Here is a 15,911-nt window from a genome sequence, read left to right on the forward strand (position 1 = left end):
CGCCTAGGAACTTTCCCTGGTAAGTTTATAAAATTGTGCGGTGTCTCAGCCCGGCGATTTCGCGTACACCGTCAAGCAGCAGGCCGACATCGTCCGCATCGTCGGCGAGTACGTGAAGCTGAAAAAATCCGGCGCGCAGAACTTCACCGGCCTCTGTCCCTTTCACAACGAAAAAACCGGATCGTTCTCGGTGCACGCGACGCGGCAGTTCTACCACTGCTTCGGCTGCGGCGCCTCGGGCGACGTCTTCAGCTTCGTGCAGAAGATCGAAAACATCACCTTCCCCGAGGCGGTGCGCGCGGTCGCGCAGAAGCTTGGCATTCCGCTGCCCAAGGTCACCTACAGCAGCCCCGAGGAAGCGCGTGAAGCCAAACAGCGCGGCGCCCTGCTCGACCTGCACGAGCGCGCCTGCGCGTTTTTTCAGGAGCAGTTGCAAAAGCCGGAGGGCGCCCACGCTCGCGAGTACCTGGCCGGCCGCGGCCTGGACCATGACACCATCACGCGCTTCCGCATCGGCTACGCCCCCGATTCCGGTTTTCTCCTGCGCGATTATCTGAAACGCGATTTCGACGAGGAAATACTGCGCGCAAGCGGGGTGTTTTCGTGGAAAGAATCCGATGGCGACGGTCGACGGTCAACGGCTGACGGCCAAACCAACGCTGAAGCGCCGTCGACCGCAGACCGCAGACCGTCGACGATGTATTCCAAATTCCGCAACCGCGTCCTGTTCCCCATCTGTAATGAAGGCGGGCGCGTGATCGCGTTCACCGGGCGCACCCTCAGCACCGACGAGAAGGCCGGACCCAAGTACCTAAACTCGCCCGAGACGCCCATCTACTCGAAATCGCGCGTGCTGTTCAACCTGGACAAGGCGAAGGAGTGGATTCGCAAGTTCGACTACGCCATCCTCGTCGAGGGCCAGATGGACTGCATTAGTGTTTTCGCTGCCGGCATCGAAAACGTCATCGCGTCGTCCGGTACCGCCTTCACTGAGTTGCAGGCGCGATTGCTGGCCAGGTTCAGCCGCAGAATTGTGGTGAATTTCGATCCCGATACTGCCGGGGCCGCGGCCGCTGAGCGCTCCCTGGCGCTGCTCGTCCAGGAGGATTTTCAGATCAAGGTAGCCACGCTCGAGCCGGGATTGGATCCGGATCTGTTTATCCGCCGCCGGGGCAAGGCGGCGTACGAGGATGTCGTGCGCCACGCGCCCAAGTATTTCGACTACCTCATCGAGCGCGCCCGCAGCCAGTTCCCGGTGCGTACGCCCGAAGGCAAAGTGAAGGCCGTCAACTACCTGCTGCCGCACATTCAGCGCGTGCCCAGCAGAATTATGCGCGGCGAAATTGCCAATGAAATGGCGCAGAAGCTGGGAATCGATTCCGCCAATCTCCGCCAGGAACTGAAGCACGCCGCCGCGAATCGCGGCACGAAGCAGGTGACGGCCTCGCCCGATGCCCAGGTCACGCAGGCCGAGCGCATCCTGATCCGGGCGCTGGCATCGGCGAGCGACATCGCTCCCGGCGAGGGCACCACCTCCTCCCGTGACGGCGCCGATGACGAATTCGATGCCGCGCGCCAGGCCCGCTTCGCCCTGCATCACGAGCGCTTGCACGAGGGCCTGGCGACCGAGTCTCTCCTGGAGCAACTGCTGGCCAGCGAATCCGCCGACGCCATGTCTCTCCCGCTCTCCGATTCCCATCGCCGTCTGGTCGCCGAGATCCTGCTGGACGACGCGGAAGAACTCACGCCCGAGTTGGTGGATGGCGCCATCAACGCCCTGCGCCGCCGCGGCCTGGAGCGTCGCCAGAGACAGGTTCGGGCGCAGATCGTCGAAGCCGAGCGCCGCCAGGATGCTTCCGAACTTGGCCGCCTGCTTCGTCAAAAGGTCGAAATCGATCGCGCCCTGGGCAATGCGGCGGCCCCGGGTACTGCCAGCGCGTAGCCGCGCCAGCGTTACCAGGTGGTGGTGGCCCCATCTAGCAGCTTCTCCGCAACTATCAACCGGTTTGGGGCATCTAACCTGTTGACGGCGTTCAGAATAGTCGCAAATGGCGAAGGGTTGCTTGAATTGTGACTGGGGCGAGCCACTCGGTTGTGCTAAAATTCGAAAGTTTCTGCTCGACTGTGGTGTCCTAATACAGCTCCCGCCGCTATGAGCGCGACCGGTGTTCCCGGCCCTACGGGAATTGCCGTGCAGCAAGGGGTATTGCCACTTGGCTCTGGAAGACAAGTACGACGACATTAAGAAGTTGATCGACGCGGGGAAAGAGAAAGGCTACCTCACCTACAACGAGGTCAACGATCTCATCCCGCACGACGTGCATTCGCCCGAAGACCTCGACGACCTGCTGACCACCATCGGCACGCAGGGCATCGATGTGCTCGAGGGTCCGGCGAAGCTGCCTTCCTCGGCCCTGGACAAGAAATTCGACCAGGAAGTCGAAGAGGGCGAAGAAGTCGAGCTCGATCTCACGCCGGGCGCGCTGGAGAAGACCAACGACCCGGTCCGCATGTACCTGCGCGAAATGGGCACGGTCCCCCTGCTCACCCGCGAAGGCGAAGTGGAGATCGCCAAGCGCATCGAGCGGGGGCAGCTCCGCGTCCTGAAGGCGCTCTCGCGTTCCCCGATCGTCATCCGCGAAATCGTCGGCCTCGGCGAGGACCTGAAGAAGGGCGTCCGCTCCATCAAGGAAGTGACCACCTTCGATGAAGAGGAGATCACCGAGGAAATCCTTCTGAACCGCCTGAAGGAGTGGACCGGCAAGATCGACGACATCAACAAGCATTACAAGAAGTCGCAACAGCTCGCCGAGAAATACGAAAACATTCCCGCGCTGAAGAAGAAACAGCGCGAAGGACGCCGCTGCCGCTGGGCGCTGGCGCGCGAGCTGGTCAAAATGTCGCGCGGCATCCGCTTCCTGGGCTTCACCAACAACGAGCGCAAGCGCCTGATTGACCGTGTCAACAAGACCGTGGACACGATGCGCGCGCTCGACCGCCAGTGCCAGAACATCGAGAAGAAGATCGATGCCTCGCGCAATGAAGAGCAGAAGAAGGACCTGCGCCGCCAGTCGCGCCAGATCCGCGCCGACCTGGAGCGCCTGGAACACGAATCCGGCACCAGCTTTCCGGAGCTGAAGCGCACCCAACGCGAAATCATCCAGGGCGACATTGACGCCGAGCAGGCCAAGCGCGAACTCATCGAAGCCAACCTGCGCCTGGTGGTCTCGATTGCCAAGAAGTACACCAACCGCGGCCTGCAGTTCCTTGACCTCATCCAGGAAGGCAACATCGGCCTGATGAAGGCGGTGGACAAGTTCGAATACCGCCGCGGCTACAAGTTCTCCACCTACGCCACGTGGTGGATTCGGCAGGCGATTACTCGCGCCATTGCGGACCAGGCGCGTACCATTCGCATCCCGGTTCACATGATCGAGACCATCAACAAGCTGATCCGCACCTCGCGCCAGCTGGTGCAGGAACTGGGCCGCGAACCGACCAGCGAAGAAATCGCCAAGCGCATGGACATTCCTGTCGCCAAGGTCCGCAAGGTGCTCAAGATCGCGCAGGAACCCATCTCGCTGGAGACGCCGATCGGCGAAGAGGAAGACTCGCACCTCGGCGACTTCATCGAGGACCGCGCCGTCATCTCGCCGGCCGAGGCGGTGATCAACGTCAACCTCAAGGACCAGACGGCGCAGGTGCTGCGCACGCTTACCCCGCGCGAAGAGAAGGTCATCAAGATGCGCTTCGGCCTGGAAGATGGCAGCGAGCACACGCTGGAGGAAGTGGGCCAGTCCTTCGCCGTGACCCGCGAGCGTATCCGGCAGATCGAAGCCAAGGCGCTGCGCAAGCTGCGTCATCCCTCGCGCTCGCGCAAGCTCCGCGCGTTTATGGACGGGGTGCGGGACTAAGCTATTAGCTCTTAGCTGTTAGCTTTTAGCCAGAAACGGACGGACGTGCGGAACAGAGCAGAAACACAAGGGCGCGATGATTCGCGCTCTTCGTTTTTCTGGGAAATTTGAAATGCACCGCAATGACAGCACTTCGGGATTGCGTGGTGCAATCATTGTTGTGCATCTGCGCTCATCCGGGTCAGTCAGCGGCAAAATACTTCCGGCTTTTCCAAGAACTTCCACAGTAATTCCCTGACAATCACAATTTCTGCACAGCGCAACTTCGTTTTGCGCTTGAGCGTCTGCATCGCATCGGGCAATGTGTCGCATACGCGAGCGTTGATGTTCTGAGCGCGTCGCGCGGACAAAGACCGAACATGCGGTGATGCAAACCGAGCTGTTGCGCTGCACCAGCGTGCGGCCGGTAAAGCAAAATGGTCCTTGGCAAGGGAGGACCGGCTTGGCAGGTTCGGTTTTTCGGGCTCCTCGTCGGTAACGGCCAGTTCTGCGGGCACGAACACGGCAGCAAGGGTGCAGCGTCACGCAGCCAAGGCGGTTTCCACCTGAATGGTTCAGGGGAGCGTGGCACGGCATTCCGGCCCACTGGCCTCGGTCAGCAGGCGTAGATCGCGTGTGCTGACCGAAGCGGCTGGGCATGCCGGAGCGTTGACGGGTGCGCCATGCGCACCTGGAGGGCGCTTCGAACCCCGTGCTACTTGCCCGCGTGGCGTGCCGCCGAGGCGCACGGAACCGCGCACAGCCGGGAGGGGCCGCCCTGAGTGGCAACTTATGGCAGGCGCTGGACCGGTGCCGGGAGCGATCCCTGCTTGAGCGCGTTCCCGGCGGCTTCAGGACATATTGACTGATTTATGTTGAATTATCGGACTGCTTTTGGAGCCAGACCAATCACTAAATCACAAATCACTCAATCGCGAAATGAAGGTATGCACGCGCCCGTGCCAACTTCCCGTTTTTCCACCGTAAATAACCGATAATCACCCTTGTCTTTTCCCCCGCTTCGCCTATATTTCTTCTTAGCACCGAACGGACCCCCAAATTGGCCACCACCGATTACGCTCTCGAACGCGGGCTTCCCGCCAATATTGACGCCGAGCGCTCCATCCTGGGCGCCATCCTGCTCGACAACTTTACCTACACGCAGGCCTCGTCCGAGAACCTCCAGGCTGACGATTTCTCGCTCGACTCGCACCGCCGCATTTACGGGCGCATCACCGAGCTGGCCGATTCCGGGCGCCCGGTGGACCTGGTCACGCTCGCCGAAGAGTTGTCACGGCGCAAGGAAGTCGAAGCGATCGGCGGCGTCGCTTACCTGTCGTCGCTCACCGACGGCCTGCCGCACCGCCCCAACATCGAGCAGTACGTGCGCATCGTCAAGGACAAGGCGCTGCTGCGCGGCCTCATTTTCGCTTCCAACGCCGCCGTCGCCCGCGCCATGGACGAGGCCGAGCCCGCGCAGGATGTCCTGACCTCCGCCGAAGCTGCCATTTACGAGCTTTCCGACAAGCGCTTTACCTCCGGCTTCCGCGACGTGAAGCAAATCGTGAAGGAGTCGTTCGGCTCGATTGACGCGCTCTACGAACGCGGGCAGCGCGTCACCGGCCTGGAAACTCACTTCGTGGATCTCGACAACCTGACCAGCGGATTGCAGCGCTCCGACCTGATCATCATCGCCGCCCGTCCTTCCATGGGCAAAACCGCCTTGGCGCTCAACATCGCGGAGAACGCGGCGGTGAAGGACAACAAGGTGGTCGGCATGTTCTCGCTGGAGATGTCGCGCGAGGCGCTGCTGCTGCGCCTGCTCTGCTCCAACGCCATCGTGGACTCGCACAAGCTGCGCACCGGCTTTCTGGGCCGCGACGATTATCAGAAGCTGGTGGCAGCGCTGGGCCGCCTTGCCGATGCCCCCGTCTTCATTGACGACACGCCCGGCATCACCATCAGCGAAATGCGCGCCAAGGCCCGCCGCCTGCAGCACCAGATGGGAGGACGCCTCGACCTGCTCATCGTGGACTACCTGCAGCTCATGTCCGGAAGCGCTGCCGGTGTTAAGGCGCGTTTCGAGAACCGCACCCAGGAAGTTTCCGCCATCTCGCGCGGCCTGAAGCTGCTGGCCAAGGAACTGCGCGTGCCGGTGATCGGGCTCTCGCAGTTGAGCCGCGCTCCGGAAAGCCGCGGCGGCGATCATCGCCCGCAGTTGTCCGACCTGCGTGAATCCGGCTCCATCGAGCAAGATGCCGACCTGGTCGGTTTCATTTTCCGCGAAGAGGTCTACAACCCCACGCCGGAAAACGAGGGCTTCGCCGAGTTGATCATCGCCAAGCAGCGCAACGGCCCCACCGGCAAGGTGGATCTCGCTTTCCTGAAGCGGAGCACGCGGTTTGAATCCAGGGCCGGAGAGTCGGAATAGCTCTCAGCTATCAGCTATCAGCTATCAACTCTCGCTGCGACGTACCGATAACCGATCACCGAAAACCGACAACCCTCGTTGTTATACTGACCGTTTATGCTGCGAGTCCGCTTCGCGCCGTCACCCACGGGATTTCTGCACGTCGGCAGCGCGCGCACCTTCATCTTGAATTGGCTCTACGCCCGCCACAATGGCGGCGCCATGATCCTGCGCGTGGACGACACCGACGTGGAGCGCAACACCGAAGCCTCGCTCACCTCGATTTTCGAGGGCCTGCGCTGGCTCGATCTCCCCTGGGACGAGCAATACCGCCAGTCGGAGCGGCTGGCACTGCACAAGCAGATGGCGGAAGCAATCTTCGCCAAGGGCATGGCGTATCGCGATTTCACCCCGGCGCATGAAGGCGACAGCCCGAGGCCGGTCGCGCAGGGCGCGTGGCTGTTCAATCCCGGTGCACGCGAAATATCGCGCGAGGAAAGCGACCGCCGCGCCGCCGCCGGTGAGCCGTTCGCGCTGCGTTTCCGCGTGCCGCGCGAGCCGGAGCGGATCATCCGTTTCGACGACGCCGTCTATGGCGAACAGGCCAAGTCCACCGCCGACATCGAAGACTTCGCGCTGCTGCGCTCCGACGGCATGCCGACCTATCACATGGCTTCCTGCGCCGACGATGCCGACCTGCGCATCAGCCACATCATTCGCGGCCAGGACCACCTCACCAACACCTTCAAGCACGTGCTGATTTTCGAAGCCGCCGGCGCCGCACCGCCGCAGTTCGCGCACCTGCCGCTGCTGGTGGCGCCCGATGGCACGAAGCTCTCCAAGCGCAAGCACGGGCCGGTGGTGAGCGTCACCACCTATCGCGACGCGGGATTTTTGCCCGAGGCGTTCGTCAATTTCCTGTGCCTGCTGGGCTGGTCGCCAAAGCAAGACCGCGAGTTCCTGACGCGGCAGGAGTTGATTGACCTGTTTTCGCTGGAGGGCATCAATCGCGCCAACGCGGTGGTCAATTTTAAGGAGCCCGCCGCCACGCCGGAGGAAATGTTCGACCCCAAGGCGATCTGGCTGAACGCCGAACACATCCGGGCGCTGCCGGTGGAGCAATTGAGCGAGCGCTTGCTGCCGGTGGTGCGCGAAGCCGGCTTTGATGTTTCGCCGGAGCAGATGGCGCGCATCACGCCGCTGGTGCGCGAGCGTATCAAGCTGCTGAAGGACGTGCTCACCGTCGCCGATTTTTTCTTCGTGGACCAACTGCCGCCTTACGACCCAGCAGAACTGGTCCCGCAGAAGGGCGATGCGGCGATGGCGCTGAAGGCCCTGAAGAAAGGGCGCGAGGTGCTGGCCGCGACCGAATTCACCCACGACGCGCTGGATGCGGCCTTACGCGCCGCCGCGCAGGAAATGAAACTGAAAGCGGGCCAGATGTTCCAGCCGATCCGCGTTGCCGTCTGCGGCCGCAAGAACGCCCCACCGCTGTTTGAGACGCTGGAAGTGCTGGGGAAAGAGAAAACGCTGGCGCGGATCGAGCAAGCTATCCATAAGCTGGGTGGCTAGTGCGCAGCGGCCCGGCCCCAGCGCCTAGAATCAGGACCCGTCCGGTACGGACTGATGGGACTAACCTGGCACTTCAAGCCACCTGGTGGGCGCCCCCCGCTCGACCATATCACCCGTCGTAAATCCCGAAACGAAACCCGTCCGGTACGGACGAATGAAAGTAGCCCGCCACTTCAGTGGCGGGTAAGCGTACGATATCCGGCTCAGTCCCGTTGGGACGGCTGATACATTTCGGAGTCGCGGATGGCGCACACGTACGTCTCCAGCCTTGTACATTATGTCTTTTCAACCAAGGATCGCCGCAAATGCGTTGGCGAGGAATTGCGGCCCAAACTCTGGGCCTACCTCGGCGGCATTGCCCGCGAAAATCAGATGAAGGCGCTCGCGGTCGGCGGCACGGACGATCACGTCCACCTGTTGCTCTCGCTGCCAGCCACGATTGCCATCGCCAAGGCCGTGCAGTTGCTAAAAGGCGGCTCATCGAAATGGATCAATGAGCATCCCGGGCCCGAGTTCCACTGGCAGGACGGATACGGCGCGTTCACGGTAAGCGTTTCCAACCTGGACAGAACTCTCGACTACGTCCGGAAACAGCCCGAACACCATCAAAAGCGCAGTTTCGAAGAGGAGTTCCAGGCATTGTTGAGAAAGCACCGCATTGACTATGACCCGCGATACATTTGGGGATAATCTCAGCCGTCCCTACGGGACTTGGGTCTGTTGCGGAACCGTTCCCGGCGTTGAAACGCCGGGCTACTAGCAACCGTCCCGCTGGGACTGCGGCCTCAAGCGCCCCGCCGCGATTACAATAGTGGATTGGATTCTCGTTAGATGACTGATATGGCTACCAATCCGAAGACCAAACCTGCCGTAAGCGCCCCCGCCCCCTCGAATTTCATCCGCGACATCATGGTCGAGGACCTGAAGACAAAGAAGTACGGCGACGCGGTCATCCAAACGCGCTTCCCTCCCGAGCCGAACGGCTACCTGCACATCGGGCACGCCAAAGCCATCTGCCTCGACTTCGGCCTGGCCGACGAGTTCGGCGGACGCACCAACCTGCGCTTCGACGACACCAACCCGGAAAAAGAAGAGCAGGAGTACGTGGACTCGATCATGGCGGACGTCCGCTGGCTGGGCTTCGAGTGGGACGGCCTCTACTATGCCTCCGACTATTTCGACCAGCTCTACGAATGGGCGATCAAGCTGATCAAGGACGGCAAGGCCTACGTTGACGACCTCACCGCCGACGAAACCCGCGAATACCGCGGCACCCTGACCGAGTCCGGCCGCGAGAGCCCGTATCGCAATCGCCCGGTGGAAGAAAATCTCGACCTGTTCACCCGCATGGCGAAGGGTGAGTTTCCCGACGGCTCGCGCGTGCTGCGCGCCAAGATTGACATGACCTCGCCCAACATGAACCTGCGCGATCCGGTCATGTACCGCATCCTGCACTCCTCGCATCAACGGACGGGCGACAAGTGGTGCATCTACCCGATGTACGACTACGCCCACGGCCAGTCCGATTCCCTGGAAAAGGTGACGCACTCCATGTGCACGCTGGAGTTTGCCGACCACCAGCCGCTTTATCGCTGGTACATCGAACAGCTCGGCATCTTTCCGTCGCAGCAGATCGAGTTCGACCGCCTCAACCTGACCTACACGCTGCTCAGCAAGCGCAAGCTGCTGCAACTGGTCAACGAAGGCCACGTACGCGGCTGGGACGACCCCCGCATGCCCACCATTTGCGGCATCCGCCGCCGCGGCTACACCCCGGAGGCGATCCGCAATTTCGTTACCGCCGTGGGCGCCTCGCGCACCAACGGCATTGTTGACCTCGCCATGCTGGAGCACTTCGTGCGCGAAGACCTGAACAAGCGCGCGCCGCGGGCCATGGCCGTATTGCGCCCGCTTAAGGTGGTGATCGATAACTATCCCGAGGGTCAGACTGACGAATTGGAAGCCATCAATAATCCGGAAGATCCGCAGGCGGGCAAGCGCAAGGTGCCGTTCTCCAAGGTGCTGTACATCGAGCAGGACGATTTCCGCGAGGTTCCGCCGCCCAAGTATTTCCGCCTCTCACCCGGACGCGAGGTGCGGCTGCGCTATGGCTACCTGGTCACCTGCACCGGCGTGGTGAAAAATGAAAAGGGCGAGGTGGTCGAGGTCCACTGCACCTACGACCCGGCCACCCGCGGCGGCAACACGCCCGACGGCCGCAAGGTAAAGTCCACAATCCATTGGGTTTCGGCCGCGCATGCCGTGGACGCCGAGGTGCGGCTCTACGACACACTGTTCACCAGCGAGGATCCCAGCCAGGTTGAACCGGGCAAGGATTTCACCTCCAACCTCAACCCCAACTCGCTGGAGATCGTCAGCCACGCCAGGCTGGAGCCGTCGCTGGCCAATGCCGCCCCGGGCAGCCGTTACCAGTTCGAGCGCCTGGGGTATTTTTGTGCCGATCCCGATTCCATTTCGGGAAAGCCGGTCTTCAACCGCACCGTCGCCCTGAAGGACACCTGGGCAAAAATCGAGAAGCGCGCCGGGACCTAGGCAAGCAGTGACCTAAGTTACCTCTGCGTAGGCATTTACCTGATTGACGGTTAGGGACAAACCACATATATTTTCGCCACCCTAACGGCACAGCGGCCGGCTTGTCCCCAGAGCCCAAGGTACGCTCCCGGCGGGTCGATTTCCCCAGGGACCAACCCTGCCCGTTCTGGCCAAGGAGAGCATAACTTTCCTGACGGGAGGGTTAGCATAACGAACAGCAGAGCCGCGCCATGGAGAACGTATTCATCGGGATCATCATCGTCCCCGGCATCTTTGCGCTGCTGTTTTTCTTCGTCTTCAGCTATCTCTACCGGCAGTCGCATGAGCCGTATTTCCGGGCGTGGCAACTCGCCTGGGCCGCCTACTGCCTGCAATACGCGCTTTTGGCCTGGAATTATTTCTCCACCGAGAACGCCTTTGCGTTCATCGCTTCCAAGCTCTTGTTCTGCGGCGTAGCCGCTGCCATCTTGGTTTCCACGCGCCTGGTGCAGGAAGACTACCGGCCGCACTGGTCCGATGCTGTGCTGGCCGCCGGCGCGGTCGCGCTCACGGTGCACAATCTCCTGGCCCACATGGACAATGGCCGGTTCCAGGCGATGGCTCGACCGCACTTGGAACTCGATGTCGGCATCGCCTTCGTGCTGGCACTCTCCGCGGCACGCTTCTACCGACTCGGCCGGCAACGCGACTCCGCCGGTTTCCGCCTGCTGGCCGCGTCTCTTTTGTTGTGGGTCCCCCTGCTGGTGTTGCGCCAGTTTCACGGCTTCTTCGATAAGTATTTTGGGCGGGTCGGCCTTTTCCTCGGCACCATGCCGCAGATGCTGGTCGGCGTCGCCATGATCATCGTGTTGTTCGAACACGAACGCCGGCTGGTGCAGGAGAACGCGCTGGTGTTCTCCACCCTCGACGTGGACGCCAATTCCCTGCTCAGTCCCGCCGAAGCGGCGCCCGCGCTGCTCAAGCTGCTGGACCGGTTCATGCGCTTGTGCCGCGCCGAGCGGGCCGCCATCAGCATCGCTGAGCGCTGGCGCGCCGTGCTGCCTTCGGTCAGCCGCGGTTTCGACCCCACCTTCACCGCCGCCCTGGAGAACGAAGGCGCCGGCGAGTACCTCAGCGATATCGCCTTCCGGCGCGGCGGCCTGGGAACTCTGCGCAACGTCGCCCACATGACCGAGCCGCTGCCCGCCGGCGCGCCCCGCCGCTTCGAACGCTGCCAGGCCGTGTTGGGGCGTTATGAGGTGCGCAGCCTGACCGCGGTCAGCCTGCAGACGCGCGAACACAATTTCGGCGTCGTCCTGTTTCCCCACGACGAGCGCAGGGTGCTGGGCACCTCGCAGGTGCGGCTGCTTCTCGGGGTCGCCATGCAGATCGGCCTCACCCTGGAAAACTACGTGGTGATGAACGAGGCCAAGCGGCGCACCCGCGAGTACGAACTGCTCACCCAGATGGGCCAGGTGATCAGCTCGCGCCTCGATTCCGACGAGGTTCTCCGCTCCATCCAGAAGGAACTCGGATTGTTATTCGACACCGAGACCTTTTACGTCGCCTTCCTCGCCGACGACGAGCTGCGCTTTGAATTCGAATCGGTCAAGGGCGAGGTCCTCCCCAAGCGCTCGCGCAAGACCGCGAACGCCATGACCGAGTACGTGATTCGCAGCGGCCAGCCTCTGCTGGTCCGCTCCGACATGGAGAAGGTCCGCGCCCGCCTCGGGCTTACTTTCGTGCCCGACATCCCGGCCAAGAGTTATTGCGCGGCGCCGATTTTCATCAACAACCATGCCGTCGGCGTGTTGGCGGTGATGAATTTTGACCGCGAGTTCGTGTACGAGCAGCGCGACCTGGAATTGCTGCAGACCGCCGCCGGCCAGGTCGCCGTCGCCATCGAGAATGCCCGTCTGTTCAAGGAACAGCAGCGCCGGTCGCGGTATCTCGCCTTCCTGAACAACGTTTCCAAGGCCGCCATTTCCAGCCAGGATGCCGAGCGGATGCTGGCGGAGATTGCGAGCGAGATCCAGCAGAACTTCGATTTCGATCACATCGGCATCGGCATGCTCGATTACGTCACCAAGGAGATCGAGATCAAGGCCGAAGCGGGCGCCACCTCCTCCGGCGCCGGCAAACGTGTGCCCCTGGGCGCCGGCATCATCGGACGCTGCGCCCGCAGCAGCGAGATGGTGCTGGTGCAGGACGGCGATGCCAAGCTGGCCTCCCTCCTGCCCGACGCGCGCTCCGTGCTCTGCCTGCCGCTTACCTATGGCGAGAGCCTGCTCGGAGTGCTCAACATCGAGAGCCGCCGCGAAAAAGCCTTTGCCGACCAGGAAGTCCTCATCCTCCGGACGCTGGCTGACCTGCTCGCCACCGCGCTGCACAACGCTTTCGTCTTCCAGAAACTGCAGCAGCAGTCCATCACCGACAGCCTCACCGGCATCAAGACGCGCCGCTTTTTCCTGGAGAACCTGCAGACGGAATGGAAGCGCGCCTCGCGTTCCGGCCGCCCCTTTTCGGTGGCTCTGATTGACCTCGACAAATTCAAGGCGGTGAACGACACCAGCGGCCACCTGGAGGGCGACCTGGTGCTGACGCGCGTCGGCCGCCTGCTGGAGCAGAAATCGCGGCAGTCCAACGTGGTGGCGCGCTACGGCGGCGACGAATTCGTCATCCTCATGCCCGAAACCGGCGCCGAACAGGCGCAGATTCTCTCCGAACGCCTGCGCCTCTGGATCGCCACCGACCCCATGCTCAACGAACGCCAAATCACCGGCAGCTTTGGCGTGGCCAGCTTTCCGCTGCACGGCGCCACCGCCGAGGAAGTGCTCCGGGTGGCCGACGCCGGCATGTACGTCTCCAAGCGCGCCGGCGGGAACTGCGTCTCCATCGCCGAGGAATTTCTCGGTTCCGGCAGCGCCATTGCTCAGCGGCAGTTGCTCACTGCGTTCATCGAGGGCTTCCTGCAGCGCGAACACACCGGTCCCGAGTCGGTCCAGGAACTCACCGCGACGATCAAGAAAATGTGTGCCGCCACGGAGAGCCGCGAATCGCTGATGGAGGCCTTATGCGCCCTGAGCCGAGCTTCGGAAGGGCGTGAAGTGCACGCCGCCGGCCTGGCCGAGACCGCAGCGCGCGATGTCGAGATGCTGGGGCACGAACTCGGCATGGTTGAAGACGAGCTGCAGGACGTCACCTACGCCGCCCGCGTCCACGACCTCGGCAAGCTCATCCTGCCGGAAAAAATCCTCTGCAAACCCGGCCCGCTCACCGAAGACGAATTTTACCTGGTCAAGATGCACCCGGCGGTCGGCGCCGAAATCGTCTCCTGCATTCCCGCCAGCGACCGCCTCCAGGAGATCATCAAGCACCATCACGAGCGCTTCGACGGCGCCGGCTATCCCGACGGCTTGCGCGGCGAGCAGATTCCCCTCGGCTCGCGCATGCTGGCCGTGGTGGATGGTTACCTCACCATGATGACCGACCGCCCGTTTGCCCCGCGGCTCTCCCAGGCCGAAGCGATGGCCGAACTCGAGCGCTGCAGCGGCACGCAGTTCGACGGCATGCTCGTCCGCCTGTACCTGGCTCAAGTCAAGGGCAAACACAAGTCGGTCGCCCGCAGCCAATCGACGTAGAAGGCTGCCTCGCAGGGAATAAAATTAAGTTATACGGATTGTCATCCCGAGCGCAGCGAGGGATCTAGGTTTTCGGTTTTCGGTTTTCGGTTTTCGGTACTCGGTTTTCGGCACTCGGCACTTACTTTTTCTTCCACTTCGACCCCACCGCGCTCTCCACCAGGCTCTCCGCCACCGAATCCACCACCGGTTGGGGCACGGATTCCAGCGCCTCGGCTTGCTGCCGCCGCTTGCCCGCCTTCTTGGTCAACAACACGACGACGTGCGCGATGGCAGCATTGTCGGTACCCATTCCTTCGGGCGTCTTCGCCTTCACCCCGACCGCCGCCGGCTCAATGCTCAACAGCTCCGCGACCCGCCTCTGAATCAGCGCCGCGTGCGGCCCAATCCTGGGCTCGGCCAGGATGAGCGTGGAATCCACGTTCGCCACCGCGTATCCCGCGCGCTCCACATGCTCCAGCGCAGTCCGCAAGAACACCGCGGAGTCAGCGCCTTTCCAGCGCGCGTCCGACGGCGGAAAATACGTGCCGATGTCCCCCGCCGCAATCGCGCCCAGCAACGCGTCGGTCAAGGCGTGCAGCAACACGTCTCCGTCGGAGTGCCCCGCCAGCCCCTTGGGGTGAGCGATCGTCACCCCGCCGATCTTCAGCGGTATCCCGGGCTTGAACTCGTGTGAATCCCAGCCGTATCCGATTCTCATGTATTGGCCACGGATATTAACCACGGATTTTCACGGGCCCAATTCGTTGTAGACATCGTAGAAGACACCAATGATTTTCTGCGTGAGCTCGCCGTACTTCAGGCCGGGGGCATTGGTGGTTGAACCGGCGCCACTCGATTTAGACGGCTCACTCATGTCTTTGTTCCAATCCGTGTTCATCCGTGGCTAGGCTTTTTCCGTGTTCTGATCCGTGTTCATCCGTGGAGATCCGCGGTTAAGCTCTTGTCTTTTCCTGCTCCATGAAGAATTCCGCCAGTTCCAGATCCCACGGCGTGGTGATCTTGATGTTGCGCGCCGAGCCCATCACCACCACCACTTCGTGCCCCGACCGTTCCACCAGCGACGCCTCGTCGGTCCCGGTAAACCCATCCGCCGTGGCTTCGGCGAAGGCTTTCTTCAACACCTCGTAGCGGAAGCCCTGCGGCGTCTGTGCCATGACGATCTGCGCCCGCGGCAGGGTGGCGCGTATCACCGCCCCCTCGGCGGTTCGTTCCACCTGCTTGATGGTATCCGAGGCGGGCATGCCGGCAATGGCAGCGCCGTGGCGCACGGCGGCCTCGATGACGCTGGCGATGATTTCCTCATCCACGAACGGCCGCACCGCGTCATGCACCAGGACAATATCGTCGGCAGACGCCTTCACCGCGGCCAGCGCGTTGGCCACCGACTCCTGACGGTGCTCGCCGCCTTCCACCACCCGCACCGGCTTGCCCAGCTTCTCCTCGGTCAACCGAGCCTGGAATGCGGCGGCTTCCGGTGGGCGCAGCGCCAGGTAAATTTCGCGTACTTGCGGTGACGCAGCGAACTTGCGCAGCGTGTGGATCAGGATGGGAACGCCGTCCAGCTCGGTGAATTGCTTGGAGGCCGCCGGCACTACGCGCGCGCCACTGGCCGCTGCCATGCGCGTCCCCAGCCCCGCCGCCGGAATGATGACCAGCACGTTCATAAGGGGCTAGCAGTATAAGCTCTCAGCTTTCGAAAATCAGCTTTTAGCTTTTAGCTGCTAAGGAGACTCTGATTAAGCTCTCCACTTTCCACAGGCATTGTAGCTAAAGTGCAGCCAGATGAATTCTGACAAACAACAGAGGACACTGGCGATGATGACGGGCTTTGAGCGGTACACGAAGAAGACGCGACGGGCG

11 protein-coding genes are annotated in these 15,911 nt (G+C 62.3%); 7 read left to right on the top strand and 4 right to left on the bottom strand.

The genetic code is table 11. The annotated features are described in order from the left end of the window. Positions 1-40 precede the first annotated feature (40 nt). Together LAN70_18765 and rpoD are read left to right on the top strand one after the other, a co-directional pair. On the top strand, positions 41-1,942 hold the full coding sequence (locus tag LAN70_18765; protein MBZ5513195.1) for a DNA primase: 1,902 nt from the start codon (positions 41-43) through the stop codon (positions 1,940-1,942). Between the two features lie 271 nt (positions 1,943-2,213). After that, a complete protein-coding gene (gene rpoD / locus LAN70_18770) occupies positions 2,214-3,914 on the top strand; it encodes an RNA polymerase sigma factor RpoD (protein MBZ5513196.1) in 1,701 nt (566 codons plus the stop codon). A gap of 185 nt (positions 3,915-4,099) precedes the next feature. On the opposite strand, the gene LAN70_18775 is transcribed toward rpoD, so the two are convergent. Then, on the bottom strand, positions 4,100-4,411 hold the full coding sequence (locus LAN70_18775) for a hypothetical protein (protein ID MBZ5513197.1): 312 nt from the start codon (positions 4,409-4,411) through the stop codon (positions 4,100-4,102). A 542-nt stretch (positions 4,412-4,953) separates the two neighbouring features. On the opposite strand from LAN70_18775, the gene dnaB reads away from it, so the two are divergent. From dnaB to LAN70_18800, 5 genes are all read left to right on the top strand, one after another. Beyond that, a complete protein-coding gene (gene dnaB, locus LAN70_18780) occupies positions 4,954-6,324 on the top strand; it encodes a replicative DNA helicase (GenBank protein ID MBZ5513198.1) in 1,371 nt (456 codons plus the stop codon). Between the two features lie 96 nt (positions 6,325-6,420). Further along, positions 6,421-7,875, top strand: a complete 1,455-nt coding sequence (gene gltX / locus LAN70_18785; protein MBZ5513199.1) for a glutamate--tRNA ligase — start codon at positions 6,421-6,423, stop codon at positions 7,873-7,875. Positions 7,876-8,118: 243 nt separating this feature from the next. Further along, on the top strand, positions 8,119-8,565 hold the full coding sequence (gene tnpA / locus LAN70_18790; GenBank protein ID MBZ5513200.1) for an IS200/IS605 family transposase: 447 nt from the start codon (positions 8,119-8,121) through the stop codon (positions 8,563-8,565). 150 nt (positions 8,566-8,715) lie between these two features. Further along, a complete protein-coding gene (locus LAN70_18795) occupies positions 8,716-10,428 on the top strand; it encodes a glutamine--tRNA ligase/YqeY domain fusion protein (GenBank protein MBZ5513201.1) in 1,713 nt (570 codons plus the stop codon). Between the two features lie 230 nt (positions 10,429-10,658). After that, the gene (locus tag LAN70_18800; GenBank protein MBZ5513202.1) at positions 10,659-14,048 is read left to right on the top strand and encodes a diguanylate cyclase; all 3,390 of its coding nucleotides are present in this window, start codon (positions 10,659-10,661) and stop codon (positions 14,046-14,048) included. 121 nt (positions 14,049-14,169) lie between these two features. On the opposite strand, the gene ispF is transcribed toward LAN70_18800, so the two are convergent. The 3 genes from ispF to ispD all read right to left on the bottom strand — a co-directional run bounded on the left by ispF (position 14,170) and on the right by ispD (position 15,715). Further along, positions 14,170-14,748: a 2-C-methyl-D-erythritol 2,4-cyclodiphosphate synthase gene (gene ispF / locus LAN70_18805; protein ID MBZ5513203.1), complete on the bottom strand. Its 579-nt coding sequence runs from the start codon at positions 14,746-14,748 to the stop codon at positions 14,170-14,172. A 30-nt stretch (positions 14,749-14,778) separates the two neighbouring features. Beyond that, positions 14,779-14,904: a GxxExxY protein gene (locus tag LAN70_18810; GenBank protein ID MBZ5513204.1), complete on the bottom strand. Its 126-nt coding sequence runs from the start codon at positions 14,902-14,904 to the stop codon at positions 14,779-14,781. A 79-nt stretch (positions 14,905-14,983) separates the two neighbouring features. After that, positions 14,984-15,715, bottom strand: coding sequence for a 2-C-methyl-D-erythritol 4-phosphate cytidylyltransferase (gene ispD, locus LAN70_18815; protein MBZ5513205.1), 732 nt, complete (start codon positions 15,713-15,715; stop codon positions 14,984-14,986). Between the last annotated feature and the right edge of the window lie 196 nt (positions 15,716-15,911).

This window comes from Terriglobia bacterium (assembly GCA_020072845.1).
Taxonomy (GTDB): Bacteria; Acidobacteriota; Terriglobia; order Terriglobales; family Acidobacteriaceae; genus JAIQGF01.